14 protein-coding genes and 1 pseudogene are annotated in these 23,293 nt (G+C 44.6%); 7 read left to right on the top strand and 8 right to left on the bottom strand.

The features are described from left to right. The first annotated feature begins 4 nt into the window (after positions 1 to 4). A complete protein-coding gene (locus JGK36_RS25205) occupies positions 5 to 385 on the top strand; it encodes a hypothetical protein (protein WP_293187262.1) in 381 nt (126 codons plus the stop codon). Here JGK36_RS25205 and JGK36_RS25200 read toward each other — a convergent pair. Further along, on the bottom strand, positions 350 to 643 hold the full coding sequence (locus JGK36_RS25200) for a PAS domain-containing protein (protein WP_293186855.1): 294 nt from the start codon (positions 641 to 643) through the stop codon (positions 350 to 352). The genes JGK36_RS25205 and JGK36_RS25200 overlap by 36 nt on opposite strands. A 61-nt stretch (positions 644 to 704) precedes the next feature. Between JGK36_RS25200 and JGK36_RS25195 the strand changes: the two are divergent. Then, positions 705 to 1,232: pseudogene (locus JGK36_RS25195) on the top strand (creatininase family protein); the annotation flags it as partial. Positions 1,233 to 1,575: 343 nt separating this feature from the next. Beyond that, complete coding sequence (locus JGK36_RS25190; RefSeq protein WP_293186854.1) at positions 1,576 to 2,331, top strand: DUF561 domain-containing protein; 756 nt, start codon at positions 1,576 to 1,578, stop codon at positions 2,329 to 2,331. A gap of 181 nt (positions 2,332 to 2,512) precedes the next feature. Here the strand turns inward: JGK36_RS25190 and JGK36_RS25185 are convergent, their stop codons facing one another. Further along, positions 2,513 to 3,175: a hypothetical protein gene (locus JGK36_RS25185; protein ID WP_293186853.1), complete on the bottom strand. Its 663-nt coding sequence runs from the start codon at positions 3,173 to 3,175 to the stop codon at positions 2,513 to 2,515. 84 nt (positions 3,176 to 3,259) lie between these two features. On the opposite strand from JGK36_RS25185, the gene JGK36_RS25180 reads away from it, so the two are divergent. The 3 genes from JGK36_RS25180 to dprA all read left to right on the top strand — a co-directional run bounded on the left by JGK36_RS25180 (position 3,260) and on the right by dprA (position 6,019). Beyond that, positions 3,260 to 3,907, top strand: coding sequence for a DUF2301 domain-containing membrane protein (locus tag JGK36_RS25180; RefSeq protein ID WP_293186852.1), 648 nt, complete (start codon positions 3,260 to 3,262; stop codon positions 3,905 to 3,907). Positions 3,908 to 4,065: 158 nt separating this feature from the next. Then, entirely contained in the window at positions 4,066 to 4,719 is a 654-nt protein-coding gene (locus JGK36_RS25175) for a YdcF family protein (protein ID WP_293198420.1), read from the top strand. Between the two features lie 148 nt (positions 4,720 to 4,867). After that, positions 4,868 to 6,019, top strand: coding sequence for a DNA-processing protein DprA (gene dprA / locus JGK36_RS25170; protein WP_293186850.1), 1,152 nt, complete (start codon positions 4,868 to 4,870; stop codon positions 6,017 to 6,019). Positions 6,020 to 6,301: 282 nt separating this feature from the next. On the opposite strand, the gene JGK36_RS25165 is transcribed toward dprA, so the two are convergent. From JGK36_RS25165 to JGK36_RS25140, 6 genes are all read right to left on the bottom strand, one after another. Then, complete coding sequence (locus JGK36_RS25165) at positions 6,302 to 13,918, bottom strand: DUF4347 domain-containing protein (protein WP_293198418.1); 7,617 nt, start codon at positions 13,916 to 13,918, stop codon at positions 6,302 to 6,304. Positions 13,919 to 14,352: 434 nt separating this feature from the next. Continuing rightward, positions 14,353 to 15,231: an inositol monophosphatase family protein gene (locus JGK36_RS25160; RefSeq protein ID WP_293186738.1), complete on the bottom strand. Its 879-nt coding sequence runs from the start codon at positions 15,229 to 15,231 to the stop codon at positions 14,353 to 14,355. A gap of 282 nt (positions 15,232 to 15,513) precedes the next feature. Then, a complete protein-coding gene (locus tag JGK36_RS25155; protein WP_293191514.1) occupies positions 15,514 to 16,071 on the bottom strand; it encodes a type II secretion system protein in 558 nt (185 codons plus the stop codon). A gap of 207 nt (positions 16,072 to 16,278) precedes the next feature. Then, positions 16,279 to 19,203 carry a pentapeptide repeat-containing protein gene (locus tag JGK36_RS25150; protein WP_293198416.1) on the bottom strand — a complete coding sequence of 975 codons (2,925 nt, stop codon included), beginning with the start codon at positions 19,201 to 19,203 and terminating at the stop codon, positions 16,279 to 16,281. Positions 19,204 to 19,299: 96 nt separating this feature from the next. Beyond that, positions 19,300 to 20,214 (bottom strand): DUF1822 family protein, encoded by a 915-nt coding sequence (locus JGK36_RS25145; protein WP_293186741.1) that lies wholly within the window; start codon positions 20,212 to 20,214, stop codon positions 19,300 to 19,302. 26 nt (positions 20,215 to 20,240) lie between these two features. After that, the gene (locus tag JGK36_RS25140; protein WP_293186742.1) at positions 20,241 to 20,867 is read right to left on the bottom strand and encodes a hypothetical protein; all 627 of its coding nucleotides are present in this window, start codon (positions 20,865 to 20,867) and stop codon (positions 20,241 to 20,243) included. A gap of 351 nt (positions 20,868 to 21,218) precedes the next feature. Here JGK36_RS25140 and JGK36_RS25135 point away from each other — a divergent pair. Continuing rightward, positions 21,219 to 23,293: DUF4114 domain-containing protein (locus tag JGK36_RS25135; protein WP_293198413.1), on the top strand; the 2,075-nt coding region annotated here is incomplete at its 3' end.

Here is a 23,293-nt window from a genome sequence, read left to right as displayed (position 1 = left end):
ATTAGTGATTGACCTTGATGGTGGTCCGGCAATCAGAAGCAATCGCACACAATTCATCAAACGCATCATCGAGTTATCTCAGGCAATTGGCTTAAGAATCCGACTAATTTACTATCCACCATATCATAGTAAGTATAACCCAATTGAACGCTGCTGGGCGGCACTTGAACACTATTGGAATGGTGCTATTTTAGATTCAGTTGAAACTGCCGTACACTGGGCATCTAGCATGACATGGAAAGGAATTAATCCCATTGTAAACTTAATTGAGACAACTTATGAGAAAGGCGTAAAAGTCTTACCTCATGAGTTAAAACAGTATTTGCCCTCATGGCAACGTTCTGAAACTTTACCAAAATGGGATATCACGATTATCCCATTTTGACTGGTATTTTATTTGTCCGCGAGTCCCTAACACGCTCAACCAGCGGATTTTGGCCGTGTCTGCGCGCACGATTCGGTAGTCGATCGAGTAGAGCGATCGCGTTTCCCGAGCCGTTTTGACTGCCTGCAAGACTTGTTTTAAGTCGTCTGGATGCACGAACTTTTTCCACACTGCGATCGTAGTTTCGCCGCCCGGTGTCGGTTCGCAGCCGAAAATCCTGAAATGGTTCGCCGACCAAATTACTCGATTTGTTCGCACGTCTAGATCCCAGCTTGCTATGCCCGAGCCTTTGATGGCGACGCTCAAACGTTCTTCTATGATCGGCGCTCAGACACTTTTAGCCGCAATTGGCGAAATTGCTGACAGTATTTACCGGGCAGGATTTCGGAAATTAGTATTGATGAATGCCCACGGCGGACAGCCGCAGGTAATGGAAATTGCAGTGCGGGATATTCATCAGAAATATCAGGATTTTTCAGTGTTTCCGCTGTTTGTTTGGCGGGTGCCGAATGTGGCGGCCCAATTACTCACGGCGAAAGAGTTAGAATTGGGAATTCACGCGGGAGATGCCGAAACGAGTTTGATGTTGTCAATTTTGCCCGAACAGGTGAAAATGGAGCGAGCAGTTTGCGAGTATCCGAGGGATTTGCCTGCTGACAGTTTGCTGAGTATGGAAGGTAGCTTGCCTTTTGTTTGGCTGACGCGAGAGTTGACTGATAGCGGTGTGTTGGGCGATGCGACGGTGGCGACGAAGGAAAAGGGCGATCGTATTTTGGAATCTCTCTCTGACGGCTGGGTACAAGTTATCAAAGATGTGCACAAGTTTCGACAGCCGGGAAATAATTAAAACAAAACTTACGCATCGGCACCCAGAAACCGGGTTTTTTACCTAATCTGCGGTCTAAAATCCGTCTTTTCGTAAAAAAACCCGGTTTCTAAACAAGGAGTGCGTCATACCAATTTAATGGGTCGTTGCACATATCCCGATCCCCCTAAATCCCCCTTAAGAAGGGGGACTTTGAGTAACTCTTGTCCCCCCCTCCCACCAGGGGGGTTAGGGGGGATCAGATTCTATGCACCCTCATAAAAAATTGGTATCAGTCCTATAAAAATTAAGAATTAAAAATCAAAAATAGTTCTAATTCGTGTCAAAATGAGTCTAACAAATTTTCTGAGTTGGAAGGCTAACTATGAGTGTAACTCCTAAATTGCAGCGCGCATTTGAGCAAGGCCGCGCCCTGAAAATTATCAGCGGTTTAAATAATTTTGATGCGGCTAACGTTGCGGCTGTTGTCAAAGCAGCGGATCTCGGTGGCGCTTCCTTTGTCGATATTGCTTGCGATCGCGATTTGGTATTGATGGCAAAACAGTTGACAAATTTGCCAATTTGTGTGTCGGCTGTGGAACCAGAAAAGTTTGTAGCTGCGGTAGAAGCTGGCGCTGATTTGATTGAAATTGGCAACTTTGATGCTTTCTACGCCGTAGGGCGCCGCTTTGAAGCTGAGGAAGTTTTGGAGTTGACTCGCCAAACGCGATCGCTATTTGGGAACATCACTCTTTCTGTAACAGTTCCCCACATTTTGACACTGGACAAACAAGTACAGTTAGCAACCGAATTAGTCAAAGCTGGCGCTAACATCATCCAAACCGAAGGCGGTACTAGCGCCCAACCAATTCACGCCGGAACTTTGGGATTGATTGAAAAAGCAGCGCCTACTTTGGCCGCAGCCTTTGAAATTTCCCGCGCCGTACAAGTCCCCGTACTCTGCGCTTCGGGCATCTCCAGCGTCACTGCACCGCTGGCTATTGGCGCTGGCGCTGCGGGTGTTGGCGTCGGTTCTGCTGTCAGCCAACTTAACAGCGAAGTGGCGATGATTGCTGCTGTTCGCAGTTTAGTTGAAGCTTTGGCAAAAGTCGAGCGATCGCACTTTGCTACTTCAATCTAATTAAGAAGGAAGAGTTGACAGTTGACCTGGGACAGTTGACCTGGGACAGTTTTCAGAGGGAAGAGGGAAGAAGGAAGAGTTGACAGTTGACCTGGGACAGTTGACAGTTTTCAGAGGGAAGAGGGAAGAGGGGAGAAGGAAGATTTTTCCCCCTCTCCCAATCTCCCAATCTCCCTCTTCCTTAATAATTAATCCACCACACGGCATAATCATGTAATAAATGATTGTTTGGGGGGATATCATCAACTGATTCTAACTCTGCTAAACGCAACATAAACTTTTTGCGATCGCCAACGCGCTGAACTTCCACAAATATGCCGTCTTCCTGAATAGAAAAATCTTCCAACCGATGAATTGTGAATTTATCAGTATAAGAAGGTTGAGTTTTTTTGAGCCTTGCATATTCTTTTTTAGTGCCAAAACCCATAAGATACTCTTCTTCCCATTCAAACTCTTCTATGCCAGTAACATGGCACGGAACTTGAAAATTTTGCTTGAGGTAGTCTAAATATTTGATTGTATTTTTAAGATCGGCATTGATTTTTTTGTTTCCCAGGATTCTTCTAATCTTACTTTCAAATTGACCGCCATTAAATGGGTTGTTTTCATCGAGATCGGCGAAGATTTCTGGCTTGAAAGTGCCTCCTAATTCTGGTAATTCAGCAAGCAAGCGCTGCAAGTCGTTTAGCGGTTTCGGTCTTCTACCTGCTACAATGGTTTCATCAAGCTGAACTAAAGGAAGTTCGGATTCTGAAGGAAGGGATTTGCTTTGATTTGGGCGATCGTCAACTTGAGACTTGTTAACTTTAGGCTGGTTAACTTTAGGTTTGTTAAATTTGGGCATCGCTCGGTCTCGCTGTATCGGTTTATCAATAAAGTATATCTTGGTAGAAGTACATTCGTGTCTGACAAATAGGAGGAAGCTGTGATGCAATTACTGAAATCGCCTGATGAATCGGCAGTCTATCAAGGGCAATTCGGCGAGTTTACGATTACCGAAAGCGATCGCACTGGAGTGTTGATCTACCGCGCCGGATTGGGGGTGGCGGCGCTGTGTTTGGCGGTGGGTGCTACTCTGGTGTTGCAACAGGGCGACAACCCAATGGCAATTCAAGCTGTAACGCCTGTTTTTGCGTGTTTCTGGATAGCTTTAGGCGTTAGTTTGGCAACTATTCACATTTACATGATTGCGCTGCATCGCACGTTACAGATGTTTTGGGCGATCGGCGGCGCGGCAGCACTGTTTGTCGCTTTACAAAGTAGCGAACCTTTGGCTTTGGCGGTGTACGAACATCCAGCGACTTTGTGGGGAATTGGCTTTACTTTTGCTGCCTTGAATGGCATCTTTTTTAAAGAAGCTTTCTGCTTTAACCGCCTAGAAACTAAGTTTTTGACTCCGGGAGTTCCGCTATTACTTTTAGGACATATTTTTGGCTTCTTGACACCGGAAAATGAACAGTTGCTGCTGGGACTTTGGGCGATATTGTTCATCATTTTTGCTGTCCGCAAGTTTTTTCAACCTATCCCCCAGGATATCGGCGATAAGAGCGTTTTTGAGTATCTCAAACACAAATAATTTGGGAATGGGGAATAGGGAATAGGGCATAGGGCATAGGGAATAGGGCATAAGGCAATTTTATAACTTTCTCACTGTCTCACTATTTCCCTCTTCCTGAAACCATTGGTATTGTTGCTTCTTCCTTCTTCCTTCTTCCTTCTTCCTTCTGCTATAAAATGAAAATTCGTCTGATCCGCCGCCGAGAGATGTGGGCAATTACCTGGGAAGGTTGGGTAATTGCGATCGCAGGTTTAATCATTACAATGGTCTTAATTATCACAAATATTCATCCATTTTTGGCGGTAAATGCGCCGATTAAAGCAGATATACTGGTTGTGGAAGGCTGGTTGCCGGATTATGCAGTCGAAAGTGCGATCGCAGAATTCAACAAAGGCGGATACCGGAAATTGGTGACAACCGGGCTTCCGGTAAGTAAGGGCCACTATCTCGCCCAATATAAAAATTATGCTGAACTGACCGCCGCGACTTGTATTGCGCTAGGATTTGATAAGAACAAAGTGGTAGCTGTACCCGCACCGAGTGTTGTGAAACACCGCACTGCTGCTTCTGCGATCGCACTTCGAGATTGGCTAGCTACTTCTGCCCTAAAAGTGGACTCAATCAATCTTTATTCTATTGGCACTCATGCCCGCCGCAGTTGGATGGTTTTCAAAGAAGTGTTGAATCCTGAAATTAAAGTCGGGATTATAGCTGCGGAATCGGAAGATTATAACTCACAAGAATGGTGGAAATCTAGCGCAGGTTTTCGGACTGTGACTGGGGAAATCATTGCTTATATTTATGCCCGTTTTGTCAATTGGAAAGCTTAGGTACGTTGTTGGGCTTCAGCCCTCTTTGTCTATAAATCTAAAGAGGGCTAAAGCCCAACAACGTACCTTTTTTAAGTTGACAGCAATGGATAGTGCTGTTTATACCAAAAATGATAAAATTATTTTCAGATAAATTGAGGGCAAGTCGTTGCTAGAAGAACGCGCTTACTGGTTAGCATGGTCACAGATTAATGGTATAGGGCCGATTTTGTTGCAAAGATTGCACCAACATTTTAATACTTTGGCAGAAGCTTGGATGGCGAAACCAGTAGATTTAATGCGAGTAGAAGGGTTTGGCAAGCAGGTAATTGATACCACTGTACAAGAACGATCTAAACTCAATCCTGAAGAATTTATTGAGAAACATCTTATTAACAATCCCTGTTTCTGGACACCCGCAGATCGGGATTATCCCAGCTTATTATTGGAAATTCCCAGCCCGCCGCCGGTGCTGTATTATCGCGGTTTAGTCGATATCAAAGAGAATCAAGGAATTACGCCGACGGTGGCAATTGTTGGCACTCGCAGTCCTTCGGAATACGGCCGCCGCTGGACTCGTAAAATTAGTGTGGCTTTGGCTAAAAATGGTTTTACTGTTGTTTCGGGATTTGCCGCAGGTATTGATACGGAGGCTCATACAAGCTGTTTGGAGACGGGAGGTCGGACTTTGGCTGTTTTTGGTACTGGGGTTGATATCGTTTATCCTAAGCCAAATGAGCGGTTGTGCGATCGCCTGTTACAGCAGGGATTGGCAATCAGCGAATATCCGGCGGGGACTCAACCGAATAAAACTAATTTTCCGCGCCGAAATCGGATAATTGCTGGCTTGAGCCGCGCTACTATTGTGATAGAAGCTCCGCAGAAGTCGGGGGCGTTAATTACTGCTTATCAAGCGAATGAGTTTTGTCGGGATGTGTATGTTTTGACGGGAAGGTTGGATGATGAGCGATCGTTTGGATGTTTGGAGTTGCTGAGTAAAGGTGCTCATCCGATTCTCCCCAATAGCGATCGACTTTTAAGCGAAGACCGATTGCTAGAAATGCTCGGAGCTATGCCAAAATTGGATAGCGCGCAGCAGTTGTCCTTGTTTCCGGCAAATCCAACCCCTGAAAAGCCAGAGCCGCTATTGGATGGGGAGTTGGCTGTAGTGTTAAAAGCTCTGGGTTCGGGGCCGAATTCTCTTGATACAATTGTGGAGGCTGCGGGATTGGAAGCGGGGACGGTTTCTGGTATTCTTTTGCAGTTGGAATTGTTGGGATTAGTTTCGCAATTGCCGGGTATGCGATATCAGCGCTGTTGATTTGATATGTTAGAAAAATCGGCGGTTGAAACCGCATCTGCACAGACAAAATCCGGCGGTTGAAACCGCGTCTGCACAGACAAAATCCGGCGGTTGAAACCGCGACTATACAAACAATGTCCGCCTCCGCGGACTGAAGAAAAAACGCAATTTTAACCGCCTATTCTTCAACCTGCGGAGGCAGGTTTTGTCTGTATAGACGCGGTTTCAACCGCCCGGTCTTTTTCAACCCGCCTCCGGGGGTTTTGTTTGTATAGAGGCGGTTTTAACCGCCGATTTTTGTTAAATCAATCCGAAACTCCCTGCGGCAATACTCCCAGGAGAAACTCCGCTGATAGAAGCCAAAATCTCTCCAGTTTGGGCAAACCGAATTAATGTTAAACCGCTATCTTGACTGATCGCCAATTGCGAGAAAGTCAGCCCGTTACCCAATACTAAGAAGTCTTTACCAAATTCAAAATCGGTAATAGTATCAGTCCCAGAATTGGTGGAGATTAGGAATTTATCGACTCCCTTTCCTCCAGTCAAAGTATCATTTCCTAAGCCGCCCGTCAGCAAATCATCTCCCTTGCCGCCAAACAAGATATCATTACCATCATCGCCGTTTAAGATATCAGCACCGCGGCCGCCAAACAAGACATCATTACCGCTAGCACCCAGCAAAGTATCGCTACCTTTGCCTCCGTAAAGAGTGTCATCCCCAAGGCCACCGTCTAGGAGATCGTTGCCTTGTCGGCCGTTGATTACATCATTTCCGGTGGTGCCAGTGAGGATGTCATCGCCATTTGTGCCGTTGATTTGACCAGAATTGCTGCCCAAATCGGCGTCGCCGGTGACTATAGGAGTTGCAATCCCAGCAGGCAATGTTACTGCTTGAATTTTGCTATCTAAAGCAGCACCAGTATTGTCAGTAACTAACTGGGAAATTGGCTTGCTTCCGGCACCAACTGCTTTGAAGTCTTGAGTAGTTGCGCCCAAGGATACTTGTTGGACGCGGGCAACGGCTTGGGGAATTGATGTTGCTGTTGGGTTGGTGACGGCGGCATCAATGCGCTGATTTGCTGTTGCCATTACTGTCGCAGCTTGCGAGGTAATAGAGGTGACTTTTTGAATGTTGAAACTGGGGTCAATCTGCTGGATTTTAGCAGCGGATTGCAGAATTATTGGTTCTAAGGCGGCTGGATTGCTGAGGTTTAAGATAGCACCGCCTTGAATTTTATCGCCCATTGAACTGACAACAGCTTTGACAAGATCGCGATCGGCTGCACTGGATGCACCGTCAATCAAAGCGACTGTTTGAGTGATGGTGTTTTGGACTTTCACCATTGCTGCTAAGACTTGGACTCCCCCAGGCTGGTTGTTGTTGGTAGCTAGGATTGGATCTAAGCTAGTCAGGTCAACTTCAGCGGGGAGGGAAAGGGCGGCTTTGACTAAAGATTGGGCGGCTTCGGGTGCAATTCCCTTGTCGATTAAGTCGGCGACTAAGCTAGTTAGGAGTGTGACAACTGTGGAATCTGGTGGTGCGGTGACTGGTGTTTCTAGGGGTAATCCGGTGGCGGTGTCAGTGCCTCCGATCGCAACTAAATTGCCTTCTGATGGGTCGATTTCTCCGTTTTTGTTCGTGTCGAATATCTCGAAGGGGATGTTGAGATCGAATTTGCCGCCTGTATCGGTAATTGTGGATGGTTCGTTGGTGTCTTTGATGCCGTTTTTGTTGGCATCTAGGAAGACAGTTGCGCCGGAGATGTAGCCGTCAATAACCCAGCGACCGTCTTTTGTTGTCACCTTGAAAGTCTGTTCGCTACTGGCACCGTAAGAGTCTGTAGCTATTAACTTTACCTGAAAAGGTTGTGCACCAATTGGGGGAGTTCCGATGAACCGGATCTCGTTTGTCGGGGGGTTAAATTGAAGTCCGAGCCAATTGATGTTTGAGTTATTACTCAGTTCTAAAGGACTGCCATCAAGTAGAGTTAACCGATAGGAAATTAAGTCGCCATCGGGGTCAGTGTATACATCTTTGATGGCTTGGTTAAACTCACTGTACCTCCCACTTAAACGAATTTTCTGTTCTGGAGGAAGATTGCTGGCTGTAAAACTCCTTTCTGTAGCAAACTGTGAACCAGCCCAAGCAGTATCAATTGCCTGTACGCTCCAGTAATATGTCTTATCTGGAGACAAGTCTTTGAGTTGCCACTGGGTGTTTTGACTAACATTCCCCAACCCCACCAGTTGACGAGTTCCATCGGCAAGATACGACATCGGGGAAAGAATATCTTGACCTCCTGGTGTCGTGCCAACTCGTAGGTTGTAGCTTAAACCATCAGCACGAGTCTCAGCATCAGTTGCTTTATTCCACTTAAGAGTCACATTTCGGCCAGAAGGTAAATTTGATAGCCCTGTGGGTGCTGTGGGGGGAGTGTTGGCTTTAGATGTGTTGTTGCGGAAGACTTTGGTAAAGAAGTCGTTTTTGTTCAGTCCTTCATAGAATGAATCATTGTTTGGTGCATTGCCTGTGAATAGGATATCTAATTTACGATCGTTGTCGTAGTCTCCCCAAACAGCCTGGGAATAGTTACCACGATCAAGCTGTTGCTTTGCGCCACTGTCGATTAGTGCGCCACTGTCGATAAAACTGTTTGGGCCAGTAAAGCTGTTTGGGTTAGAAAAATTGCCTTTGTTTTGATAGACTTTGGCGACGATTGTTGCTGAATTTTCGCCATTTTGTCGATCGACACCAGTACCTAGGATATCCAGAAGCCCGTCATTATCGTAATCTCCCCAAGCAGCGCGATTTAAATAAGGTATCTGTGCGCCGATGTCTTCAAACTTGGCAGACCCATTATTCTCACGAGTGCTGTTTCGATAGACTTTGGTAAAAGACGGCTGGAAAAAACTATCGCGACTTGTGAGCAAAATATCCAGTTGACCGTCGTTGTTGTAATCTCCCCATGCCATATCAGCAGCGTCACCATTAGAACCAGGCAACTCTACGCCAGTGTCTTCAAAAACGCCATCGCCCAAGTTGCGGTAAAGTTTTGCCAAGTACCTTGAGTTATCGTTCTTTCGGATTTCCTTTACCTCGACAAGGATATCGAGTTTGCCATCGTTGTCGAAATCTGCCCAAACTCCAGAATCAGTAGGAGCAACTATTTTGTTTTCACTCCCAGTAACAAATAGTTGTCCGACACCTACAAAATTGGGATCTTGTGTATTAAGACGTGCTTTGCTGTCTTTAAAGCGTTCTTGGCCGTTCTTGCCTGTGTTGCGGTAGAGCGTGGTGCTCAAGTCCCCAAACTCAGAAGCTCTAATATTTTCCGTACTGAGCAAGAAATCCGGACGCCCGTCGTTGTTGTAATCTCCCCAACTTGACCGAGATCTATATGGGTATGGGGGATTCCCAGGTAAACTTGTCTCAAAGGAAAAGCCAGAACTCTGACCACTATAGATGTTTTGGCTGGAATCGAAACCATCCTGCCCAAGCAGTGCAGCATCCAACCACCCATCATTGTTGTAATCTCCCCAGGTTGGAACCTGGCCTGGTAAGTCTCTTCGATTAGCTTCGCTAAAGCCTTGACCGATGTTGTCGTAGATTCGGGGAACTGTAGTCAATGGGCCGTAATTGTTGGTTTGAATTATAGAGCCGCCAAGGATATCCAGTTTGCCGTCATTGTTGTAGTCTCCCCAAATGGCTGAATCCAAAGCAGATATCGGAGCGTTCGTATTGGTGAAAAGTGGAATATCCGTAATTTGCACGATGGTAGAACTTTGAGTGCCAATATTCGCATTGTCGGCACGATCGATCCGAAACGCGATTTCTTCTGTTTCCTCAACTAAATTGTCCGATAAGATATTAATTGTGAAACTTGTGGTATCTTCACCTGGGTTAAAGGTAAGTTGACCAGAGTAATTGACAAATTCCCAATCTTTGTCCACAGTAGCTGAGCCACCGGTAACAGGTTGTATGTAAACCGTGGAAAGTTTGTCTAAATTTCCAGTGCGAGTGAGAGTAATTTGTCTCTGAAAGACTCCTGGAGGAATTTCAGTTAATTTGTAAGTAGCTTGGGAAAAACTTATCGTGGGATCGTTAGGACTAGCAATCCGATCGTTAGAACTCGGTATTCCGGGCCTCCTAAATATGTTTGGCCTTGGTATCGGTGTCGGAGTCGGAGTGACTGATGTCGTCGGTGTCGGAGTCGGAGTGACTGATGTTGTTGGTGTCGGAGTCGGAGTAACTGATGTCGTCGGCGTCGGAGTCGGAGTGACTGATGTCGGCGGCGTTGGCGTCGGAGTGACTGATGTCGTCGGCGTCGGAGTGACTGATGTCGTCGGTGTCGGAGTCGGAGTGACTGATGTTGTTGGCGTCGGTGTCGGAGTGACTGATGTCGTCGGTGTCGGAGTTGGCTCTGGTGTTGGTGTTGGTGTTGGCGTCGGCGCTACATCCTTATCCGTAATCGCCACAACCACCCCACCAACCACAATCCCGTTATACTTAACATCACCGCTAGTCACACTGTGAGTGATATTCCCGCTGTGCGCCCCTTCCACGATCGCATCATCAACAGCTTTCACCGTAACTGGTTGAGATACATTCCAATTAACGGATGTGAAAGTGATAGGCGCGATCGGCTCAATCTGACTACCTGTGGTGAGAGTGAGAGTGACAGGGGCGATCGGCTGGGATTTTAACTTAACGCTGTACGTCCCTGTAGCACCGCCTTCAGTAGCAGTTGTATTCGTGGGTGAAATAGTTACACCTACTGTATTGTTATCTTTGTTGATCAGACTGACATCGGCAACATCTTTGTTGTTATAATTCGCATCTGTACTAACAGCAGCCGCCGTCACAACTTTGTATTCAACATCGCCATCAGCAATATTGTCATCAACCCCAGTTACTGTCACCGGTTGCGGTGTATTCCAGTTAGCCGCAGTGAAAGTCAAACTAGGAGTCGAAACAGTTCCTTCCGCAATATTGGAACTACTCAAGCCGATAGTCACATTAGCAGTTGGTTTAGTATTCAACGCCACATTAAAGTTAGCTGCTAAGCCAGTTTCATTAGTAGTTAATCCCGCCGTAGGATTCACCGTAATTCCCGGAGTTTCATTGTCACTATTGGTGACGGTGACATCATCGGGTTTGAGGTTATTGTAATTAGGATCGGTGCTCACAGCAGCAGCCGTGACAATTTTATAAACTACATCTCCATCAGCTACATCTACCAAATCGTCAACGCCAGTCACCGTTACTGTTTGCGGTTGATTGTAGTTGGCGGGAGTGAAAGTTAAGCTATTAGTCGAAACAGTTCCTTCGGCAACATTGGAACTGCTTAAGCCGAAAGTAACGTTAGCACTCGGTTGAGAATTGAGTTTGACTGTGAAAGTAGCTTTACCGCCGAGTTCAGTCGTAGTTAATCCGGTAATTGGATTAACAGTAACGCCAACTTTGTCATCATTGGCGATCGTTGTGGTGGCGGTAGCAGTCGTAATTGTTGGTGTTACGCCCGCGCCGGCGGGATTTGATAGGGTGACGATAATTGTTTCGTCGGGTTCAACGATGGTGTCGCCTAACACATCGAGAGTAATCGTTTTTGATGTTTCACCGGCTGTAAAATTAATCGTGCCTGCGATACCCGTTGGAGCAGAAGTGCCACCGATATTGTTGTAGTCGCTGACGTTGGTAGCAGTTCCGGCGATCGTATAATTGACGCTACTTGCCCCGCCAGTGCTACCGCTGCGAGTCACAGTGAAAGTCAGAGGTTTTGTGCCGCTATCGCCTTCGGGAATGCTCGCAATACCCGCAGCAACCGCATAGGAAACAGTACCGTTAGCTGCAATAGTTAGTGTGGTTTGTTTGGTTGTACCCGCAACGCCTCCGGTAATTGTGCCAAAGTTGAGAATTGCGGTTTCGGCGTTTTCTGCGATGTTGTCGGGTTTGATCGTAAGTGCAATATTCTTGGTGAGTGCCGCACCTGTTGCACCTGCGGGGAATGTAATCGAGGTAGGGGCAATAGTGTAGTCAGAATTTTGGGTGGCTGTGCTGCTGGGGTTAATTGCAATTGGTACAACTACATCACTCAAGGGAGTGCCGCCACTGAGGGTAACGGGAATATTTACTACTGTGTCTGTTGTTCCTTCTGTACCGCTGTAGGTTGCCGCACCGAAATTAACTGTGTTTGGTGTATTTAGCAGGATTGAAACATTGTTAGAACCTCCGTTTGTTACCATTACTGCCAAGTCGGGTAGGGAATCGTTGTTAAAATCGTTTACTGTTACCCTCCCAGGGTTTTGCCCTATCAATGCAAAGTCGATCGGCGAACTAAATCCTCCAGTGCCATTTCCCAGTAAAATTGATAGGTTGGTAGCGCCAGAGTTCGATACGGCTAAATCGAGTTTGCCGTCGCCGTTTAAATCTGCCGCTGTGACGGAATTGGACTTTGTTCCGGCTGTGAAATTAGTGGTGGTACTAAAACCTCCAGTGCCATTCCCTAAGAGAATTGAGACGTTGTTAGAACCGTTGTTGGCTGTTGCTATATCGAGGTTGCCATCTACGTTAAAGTCGGCCACAATAATGGAATTGGGAAATTGCCCCGTACTAAAGTTAGTGGCGCTACTAAAACCGCCAGTGCCATTTCCTAAGAGAATTGAGACATTATTAGAAAGACTGTTCCCGACTGCTAAGTCAAGAAAGTTATCGGCGTTAAAGTTTCCCACAGCAACTGAAGCGGGAATTCCTCCGACACCGAAGCTGGTGGCAGGGGCAAAGCCACCAGTGCCATTCCCTAACAAAATTGAGACGCTTCCACCACCTTGAGGGTTACCATTTACCACAGCCAAATCGGGGAAGGTGTCGGCATTAAAGTTACCAATAGCAATAGATAGGGGAGTGTTCCCTACATTTGAGTTTATGGGCGCACCAAAGCCACCAGTGCCGTTTCCCTGCCTAATTGAGACAGTGCCAGAAAAGACTGGATTTGCTGTTGCTAAGTCTAATATTGTGTCGGCATTAAAGTTGCCAAGTCTTGACGGGCCTCCGCTAAAGCTGATGGGCTGTTTAAAACTGCCATTTCCATTGGCTAAGAAAACTCCGCCACCTACTACTAAGTCGAAGATACCGTCACCGTTATAATCTACTGAAGGAACAAACGGATCTGATGTCATTGGAAAATTAGTCGCATTACCAAAACTGGATAGGATATGACTGTAATTTGCGATCGCATCTTCCCGAAATACCAGCGGTGTGTTAATTTCTCCGGTTGTTGCTTCGAGTTCCCAGTCGCCGCCTTTTGCCGCGCTTCCCGTGAGGTTTTTGGAAGCTGCAACATTGGTATTTGTGAGTTGGGCGATGCGCTGGATGAATGCGAAACCATCTATTTCTAAATCTACATCTAAATCTCTCGCTTGTTCCCCGGTACCGCCGGGGAATGAATTCCCCGTCTCATAGCGCAAGTCATCTAAAGATGACTGAATAAATGAATTATTCCCAGTCGGTTTCAACCGACTTTCGCTATGAGACGGGGATTTAAATCCCCGGCGGACTTTCGGACAAACGCGAGGCCCAGATGCCACATTGCAACCGTAAATCAGAATATCCGCACTGTCTGTAAAAGCACTCCGCCACTGCTGCAATTGTTCCGAATAAGCTTCCAAATTATCTGCATTCAAGCTACCATCGCCCACTTGCAGGCTACCTGGAGCACCGTGAGAAACGATGTGAATGCTGTCAATATTGGTACGAAGGGCTAAGATTTGAGTAATTTGTGCGATCGCATCCTCGTTCCCATCTAACACCACAACTTCCGTACCCGGTGTTACCCCAGCCACCAAACTTTGATAATCTTGTACTCTTGTGTCGATAAAGGCGATCGCCCTTACAGAAACTGGAAAATTTAAATTTGACATAATACACCTATTTGGGGTTAAAAAAAGACAACAATTCCCCTGTTTCGTAACTTGCGTGCGAAACTGTCTATCAATTTTGATTTACACAGACACGGGATTTCTGCGTAAAAATTCGGTTATTTCTCATCTGTTGTAGCTACCATAACAGTTTTTTTATCCGAGCTATATAAAGTTTTCTTTAAAAAGATCTGGTTAATTAAACTACCGATAAAGAGCGACAAAATACTTAAGTACAATTACTGCGATGAATGCGAGCTGCATACACCACAAATATTTTTGAAACATAAGTGCTATTGTACTGAGAATTTAAACGTGGTAATTAATACATAAGTTAGGTAAGTAAAGTTATGTGCAATGAAAAAACAGGTTCGTAGTGAGGACTTCAGTCCGCACCCATTCCGAGGACTCGCATTCCTCACTACAAACCAATGTGATTACCGCAAACCCGAATCAATCTCCGCCAAAATCGCCTCAGCATCCCCGCACAAAGCATCGTGACAGCAACCGTTACTCGCCAACAACCCCCCCCACTGACTGACATCTCCCCGGTTATATTGCAAAGCAGAACCATCAAAACGAGTAAATCGCCCGCCCGCCTCCGTCAAAATCAATTCCGGCGCCGCCAAATCCCAATCCTTCGGCGCCGACTTCCCCGAAAGAGCAATATAAACATCAGCTTTTTGTTCAACAATCGTCGCAATCTTGCAGCCGATGCTACCCACAGCCAGTTGATTTTGGCAGGGAAACTTGTGTAATAGTCGATTTAGCCGATCGTCCCTGTGACTGCGACTGGTTACTATAGATAAATCTGCCACTATATTTCGCGCAGAAACCTGCAATTTCACCGCACAACCCCCGCGACTTTCCCCAAAAGCACCAGCATCGCGGATGGCATAATAAATCTTTTGCTTGGACGGCCAAGCCACAACCGCTAATATCGGTTTTCCCTCAAAAGCTAAAGCAATATGAACCGCAAATTCACCAGTCTTGTCAATAAAATCGCGCGTTCCATCCAAAGGGTCAATAATCCAAACCCAAGATTGAGGTAAAGGAACTTTGCCACAACTTTCTAAATAAGATTTGTAAGTTTCTTCGCTCAGGTAGCCAAATTCTGCATTCCCTAAAACCGACTGCAATTCATCGAGAATGTAAGAATTGACAGCGACATCAGCGGCGGTAACTGGGCCGTCTTTTTGTTCTTGAATGTCCAGGTTGGGAGTATTAGCATCAGGGCGATAATAGGATTGTAAAATATCTGCGGCACCCCAAGCGGCGGCCTGGGCAATTTCGCTTAATTGTTCGAGATTTTTCATGTTTGATTGATTAAAGTAGGGTGCCTCAGATTAGAACTCTTGCTCTCGTCAAATTTACCCCCCGCAAGTCCCCCCTCCCGGAGGGGGAAACAAGAATAATCTTACCCCCTCCCCTTACCAAGGGGAGGGTTGGGGTGGGGTGCTTTGTATTTTTGCAAGAGATCTATTGCATCTACTTGATGATAATCGAAAAAACCCCGACTGACGCAACCTACGACTTAGTCTCAACTCCAGTTATATTTGGGTACTAGCTAACAAAAACTACATTTACTAAATGTAGCACTATTTTATGAAACTAGGATAAGGACAATAAATCTCAGGAGTGGCTAGAAATTGTGTCACCATCTGTACTTGTTTAAGCACCGGAGAAGCCAAACTCAAATCAACAGCAACCGGGCCGCACGGAACTAAGATATTATTATCGTGGGCGTAGATAATTCCAAAATAAGATCGCACACCTAAATTTTTAGACACAGCTACTTGAGCTGCAATTGGATAGCCATTGTGAGTCGCAACTTTGATACCATACAAATAATTCTTGCTTTCTCGCACAGAAAAGCCAAAACCTTTCAAAATAGCAGCAGCAGAAGTTGCTGTTGGATCTTGGGAAAATGAAAGCGATCCGAAAGAGTTGGTAAATCCCGTTGCTTCGTAATATTGCGCCGTTTGGTGTTTGTTCAAATAGCTAATATATTGTGTGGCTTCACTTTCTTTAGCTTTACCGATTAACCTGAAGAAGGTAGGGAGGGCGATCGCAGATAAAATCCCAATAATAAAAATGACAACCAGCAACTCAATTAAAGTGAAGCCCTGGGAAGCGTTGGTACATCCTGCACCCATGCATAGCTTGTACCGCAGGGAATCGCACTTCTGGTAACTGATATACAATCCGGTATTTAAGTATATTCTTTGCCTTTGTAGAAGTGACTTGCCCTCGCCTGCAAAACGGAGTTTTAAAAGCGATGTGTGGATATGTTGCACAAAATTGCAGACAAATGCCGACATAATTAACACCTCAAACAAAAACTAAATTTACTCAATATACCGCTAACAATTCCCTTGAAAATCTCCCCATTTCTTGGGATACTCAGATTGATTCTGGCAAATAGCAGGCAACCAACTAGCACCGGGAAATTGCTTATCCCATTTTTGTTTCAACTTTTCTCGCGCCGATCGCACAGAAACATACAAAGAATCGCCACCAGCAAAAGCTTTCAGAAAATGCCTCAAAAACTCCTGGGCGATCGCATCTAGCACAGGTTCCCGCATCACGATAATTTGAGGGATATCTAAGTCAGCTAACTGTTTCCCCAATCCCAAGCCATCGCAAGAATTAAAAATTGCTATCTCCAAACCACGTTCAATGGCTATTTTCAAGGAAATCCTGAGTTCTTCGACAGTTAACTTATCTGTTTTATTAATATAAATTGCCCCAGTGCTGCCATCTACTTCGCTGTAACTGTGACCGGAAAAACAGAGAATGTCCCAGCCTATTTTATCTCTGAGACATTCCTCACATTCCTCGCGAGTTGGTTTGAGCAAAAACATGATTTCTGTGTCTGACAAATTCTCTAACACCTGTTTGTCTTCATCGATATTAATTCCTGTATCGTCACCCAAAATTGCTAAGATTCTCACTTTACTTCTTGGTAGGACTAATTTCTTTACCCTATTAGATACTGTGCGACTTAAAGCGACTTCTGCTTGTTGGCAATAAACTTCAAAAAACTTCCACCGATGCCAGGGAAGTTTTCGCAGGAAGGCATCTTCAGTTTGCACAATCACCCGCACCTCATCATCAAAGTTTAAATTGTCGTGCAATTTTTGCTCGATCGGGTTAAATGGTGCTGAATTCAGCCAATTATTTACTTCCGCTTCCACATCCTCAGCTAACGTTGTTAGCTTCTTTATAGAAAAGTTAGTGACTTGACCTTCTTTGCCTTTGATCCGGCTGTTCTGGTTTTTAATGTTATACATTTCTTCCCACTGTTGATAGCGTTTTAAAATTTTTGCTTGTGGTGGCAAATTGCCTTCTATTTGGATTGGCAAACGGTGTCCGTCACAGTAAATATCAGCGCTGACGGCAAAGCCTTGGTTCAAGTCACCACGATCTAAGTTTAAGACAACTACCTGTTCTGAAAGTGGTTTTACTATCTTCTCTACTACTGATAGCAAGTATCTTTGCTGTTCTGGGAACTCTTGAATTATTGGATTTTTTACTCTTGCTAATTCTAGCATTTTTTGGTAGAAACCATTGAAATCAGTCTCAATCTTCTCTTTGTCTGTGTCAGGAGGTACGCTAACCTTGATGACAACAACGCCATTGCCTTTATTTTCAATACTCTGAATTTTTAGTTCTGTACCTTTGAGATCGTCCTGAACTTTTTGGAAAGATTGGTAGAAGGCTTTCCAATCAACACCGTTACGGAAAATCAAGTCAACTGTATTGACTACCTCTTGAAAAAAACTGGTAAATTCTCCGATCTCAAATTGAGATTTTTCACTGTGGGGACGGCGTTCGCGATCGTCAGTGCCAGGTTTCGGTTCTTCTAGCAAGTAAACCCACCGACAATCTACCCATTCTAGTTTCGTAGTGCTGTCAATATTCCAGGTTCCTAAACCGCAAGCACCAGTCATTCTCGCATTACTGAAATCAGTGCCTATCGCCTGAACTTGACTGAAAATTGCATACTCTAAATTAGCAGCTTCTAAAGTCGCTTGACTGAGGTCTGCTGTTTGAAGTTTGGCGTAGCCGAGGTCTACACCTATCAAGTTTGCTCCTCTCAAATCCATGCCTTGATATGATTTATTATAGCCGTTGCCGGTCACTAGCAAATCTCGAACTGCGGGATCAATTAATATTGTCTCGCCGACTCTTGCCCACTCAATTTTTGAGCTTTTGTGCCACATTGTACGATAAATATTAGCACATCTAAAATCAGTGTTTTTGAGAAGAGCGTAACTAAAATTAATATTGGCTAAATTAGCACCCCGAAAGCTGGTACCGCCTGCCGCTGCAATCGCATTAGCTAATTGGTGAATTACGGCATATTTATCATCTTCAGCTAAAACTCTGTTGCCAATATAAGTTCCCAATGAGACCAAAGCTACAGCTAAAATTACCGCTATAATGATAATCGCAATAACTATAGGTGGATTGGAAAAATTTGCGACACATTGGTCTAGAAAATCATAACATTTATTGTTCGTGTTGTCAGCTAATCTAGTATTAATTAACACAGATGCTTTTAAATACCGGGTTGAATTATTGATAATAATTCCGGTGGCGATCGCACTTATTGCCAGAGCTTCAAATACAGCTAAAACTGCCACTATTCTGCCCAATACAACCTCAGCCAAAGCCACAGCTAAAGGCAAAGTTACAACTGCGATCGTAGTCGCAGCCACAGCCCCGATCAAACTTACAATTAAAAACGGAATATCGTTGGTATTCGGTTCACCAGCCAACGCCCCAGTTAAGCTCCCAGGTCTAAAACCTCTCAGCCAAGCCAGTATCGGGTGTTTATCGTTCGAGATCGCACTTAAAACAGCAATGCAAGGTACAAAGATTGCAGCCGCCATAGCTAAAGACCCCAAAGCTTTTTGTATTCCTTGGCGAATCGTGAGAGCCAAAAGAACAGTATTCAGTAATAAGATGATTGCTGTTACAATCAAACTGGAGTACCCAATATTTTTGGCAAATAGAGATCTGAATGTCTGACTGATAGCAGTTACAGCAGCCGTTCCTGACATTGCTGATATCAGTGCTACAATTATGAATATTTTGATTTGCGATCGCACTATTAATCCGCAGCGAGCGTGACTGAAGTTAGCACCATCGAGAGTTGCTCCGCTAAAATCTGCACCTCGGATATCTGCATAAGAGAAATCAGTATTAGTCAGATCTTGACCTTTGAAAGAACGACCTTGGAGATTTTGACCGCGCAAGTTTTGAAAGGTTAATGATGACATAAAATCCAAGTGAAATTTTCAATAGGTTAGCAGTCAATACTTGAGTTGTTGCTTTCGTTCCCAGGTGCTAGCTGGGAATGACAAATGCGTGGCAGATTACCAATGAAAATGTTTCGTCACGCTAGCTTCTCCGAGTGCCACAGTAACGCCAAATAATTCTCTTAATTCAGAACTAAATTCCAACTGAATAAAGTTGTCATCATCTCTGGATGTTGCCTCAAGAACTACCTCTTCTGACTCATCCATCACTATCAATTTTAACCCTTCTGGCAAACAAGTTTGATTTCCCATCGGATACACTTGCACTTGGATATCCACTTCGGAACCTGGTTCTGGTGCCAGCATGACTGCAAGTGTTACAGACTGTTGTGCTAGCTGCATTCCCAAATCAATTTTATAACCCCTCTCGATAGGTAATGCGTTCGTACTTCTAAAATGCCACTCCAGTTGTTCGGGATTTAATAGCTCATCAATTACTTGCCATCCCGTATCAAAAACATTCTCAAACCAGTTCATTAAATTAACTGGATTCAGTTGTTGAATTCGATTCATGTAGGCAAGAAAATATTCTAGGGATTGCAGTTGAGTGAGCGGTACTTCTCTCATTGCAGAAGTTTTAGTAAATCCTAGTAGCGTTGCTTCTTTCAAAGATTGATTTAATTGTACAGCAACGTAACCGATGCGATTTTCCCAAGCATCGGAGGGAATGTTACAAGTTTGGGAATCGGGCAATACGGGACGACATTCAATTTTGCCAACGCCGACGATATCTAAATCGGCGACATCTACAAATTTGAGCATGAGTGAATCGCGACTTTCGCTATGAGCCAAGTTAGTTTCAAATCCCATGCAGCGTAGGTAAGAATCTACTGCATACACTGCTAGGGTATTGAGATAAACTTGTTTGAATTTTGTCGGCAGGGATTTTTGAGCGCACTGTTGAGCGATGTCATGGGCTTCAAAGGATAGCGGTACGGTGAAAGTTATTGGTTCGATCATTTTACTCATCATTAGTTTCTGTGGTTGTCGCTTAATTGCTACTGTAATTTATTACGAAAGTCATCACCAAATCTCCGCAGGTTTCGATTAAAAAAACTGTCGATACCTGAAATAGAAACTCCAAACCTTTGAGACATACTATCCAATGTTTCACCATCCAATTTAGCTAAAGCTATAACTTGCCAAGAAATATCCGGGCGACATCTAAGTGACACTCTTCTAAAATGGCCATCTGGATCTTCTTCGATCAATTCACGCAGCATTGTAGCCTCTTCGGACAATGGTGATTGTGGTGACTGGTAATTATCTAGGTCGTTTAAGGAAGGTAGTTCGCGTGTTCTATTTTTTTCTTTCATATATCGCTTAACAGCATCTTTGAATCTCAACTTCAATATGTGATTGACCGGGGCCATCAGTGGTCTTTCTGGATCGTATTTGTCAATTTTTAGACAAATATACTCAATTGTTTTTAGAAGTGCTTCGTTATAAAGGTCTTCGTAAATATTAGGAGACCATGACCTTTTTTGGGGATAAGCAAGCTTGCCCGATAGCCAAATTGCGTTTCTCAGTTTGGTTAATGCTTTCTGTCGCTCAAGGCTAAGGGCTGGGTGCTGTTGAGCTTCGACGGCTAGCTGTTTGAGTTGTAAATCAATTTCGTCCTCCATCTCAATCTCCTCACTCCTCTGGGGATTCTTGTGCAGTCTTGGGGCATTTCTATGTTGTTTTTCGGTAGAGTCGCAATTTTTTACGCATTTGTGGGGAGATTGTTACAAAACTTTACGTTTGAGGGGGTTTGGGAAAAAAGTTTTGAGATTTGCGTAAAAAGTTTGAGGTGGTTTCGTAATTAGGGTTGAGTGGGCGATCGCACTTTCGTGTGAAAAAGCAGTTTTGAGATTTGCGTAAAAACTTGGGGCTGCTTCCGTAATTAGAGTAGAGAAGCCAATTCAACGTTTGGGCGATCGTTTGATTTCATTATATCAATTTTCATTTAATCCAAGATTAGGAGTATAATCTCAATGACAACTATCAATCAAGGTCAAACTAATGTTCTGCTGAAAGATGTTCTAATCGCCGACACTTTGCCGGGAAGTGCTGCCAACAATTCTATCCTCAACCCTTTAAGCAACAGCAACAAGCAAAATATCGGCGAAGGTTCCTTGATGCTTGACAGCAACAATAAAATAGCGATCGAACCCGATAAACCATTAGTTACGACTAATTTACTGAAATCAAAAGATGCTGCTTCCGAGTCAATCAGCAACAAATCCGATGATTCATTAATTGTTCCAAATCCTCTCAATAGCAGCTTAAGCAGGTCAGTTAGTGGCAATACGAGTCGCGGCGACGCCCTATCCGGTTCCCAGTCAGCCATAGATGCCAAGGATACCCTGACTGGAAGCAGCAAAGATGCACCGTTAATTGCCATCAAAGCTGACAGTCTGACAACAACTGACTCTTTGACTAACAATCAGAGTGCCAAGGAAATATCCCCTGATAAAAAAATCGATGCGTTAGCAGAAAAAGAAAATAAATCGGAAACACTGGCCACTGACAGTAACCTGATTTCACAAGCAAAAGAATCCATAATTCAAGCAGCAACTACTGATAAAGTGACGGCGGAGAAACCAGTCGCTAGTGTCGATGAAGCGGGCAAAGATAGCAACAAACAAAACTCGACAACTACTACTCAAACTGTTGAGACTTCAAAATCACCAGCCACAATTCAAGCAGCGACTACTACTGATAAATTGACGGCGGAGAAACCAGTCGCTACTATCGATGAAGTTGGCAAAGATAGCAACAAAAAAAACTCCACAACTACTACTCAAACTGTTGAGACTTCAAAATCACCAGCCATAATTCAAGCAGCGACTACTGATAAAGTGACGGCGGATAAATCAGTCGCTACTATCGATGAAGCTGGCAAAGATAGCAACAAACAAAACTCGACAACTACTAGCGGAGACAAGGACAAAAAAGTTGCGGATAACAGTCAAGCTGTTGCAGTTGAAACCCCTAAAGAACTCAGCAAAACTACTCCTAAATCTGAGATTGTCGCCGATAATTCGTTTACATCTGGGAAATTTGTTGTTGACTCTAGCGGCCAAGTTGGTATCGATTTCTTGTTTGACGGCGGACTGTATAAGGGTCAATTAGCTATCGTCAGTCTAAAAGGGATGGAGAAGTTTGTACCTGGTTCAGCAGAATTTATCAAGGAAGTGGCTTCAAGGGCATTAAGCAATTCTGTAAAAGGTCATGTAGTCATTAATGATTTGAGCGAAGGTGCGAGATTTACGGGTAATTTACCTGAAGGGAATTATAACGAAGGAACTTATTTGGGAGTCAAGAGTTTTGCAATGACTTCGGGGGATGAGTTTGGCGTTATGTTGGTGCCAAATGGAACTGTGCAAGAGGTTCTGAATAATCCTGTTGTTGGAGGGGATAAACGTCCTTTATTTTCAATGGTGACGGCGAATCCTGCTGAGGGATTTCATGTCGGGCAAATTGCTGATGTGACTGGTAGTGGCAAGACTTTTGCAATGGAGGATATGCGGGTTGATTTAGGGAGCGATCGCGATTACAATGATGTGATATTTCAGGTGCGGGGTGCGACGGGTACTGCGGTGAATTTGGATTCTGTGATTAATGCTGAGAAAGATTGGCGTAAAGCTGATATTGGTAAGGCTTTGATTGCTTATGCTAAACCCTATGTTGAACCGAAGGTAGAGCCTGCTAAAGAGGATGAAAAACCTGCCAAAAATACTGATTCTGGTTCGGTTTTAGATGTTCCGATTTCAGATAACGCAAGTGTTTCAAAAGAGAAAGTAATTTCTCCAACTAATACTGAGTCTCTCTCGAAAACGGAGGTTGTTACTTCAGATACAACTGTAACGCCAGCAGTGAAGACTGAAGATGACGAACCTGCGATCGCCAATTCGATCGCTACTTCTTCCAAAGATATGCCGGTTTCAGACAAGACTGTCGTGTCGAGGGTGAAGGCTGAAGATTCGATCGATACTTCTACCAAGGATTTGCCGGTTTCAGACAAGGCTGTCGTGTCTGAGGTGAAGGCTGAAGATTCGATCGATAC

The organism is Microcoleus sp. PH2017_35_SFW_U_B, assembly GCF_020737865.1.
Lineage (GTDB): Bacteria > Cyanobacteriota > Cyanobacteriia > Cyanobacteriales > Microcoleaceae > Microcoleus.
This window is presented reverse-complemented; position numbering and strand designations above follow the sequence as displayed.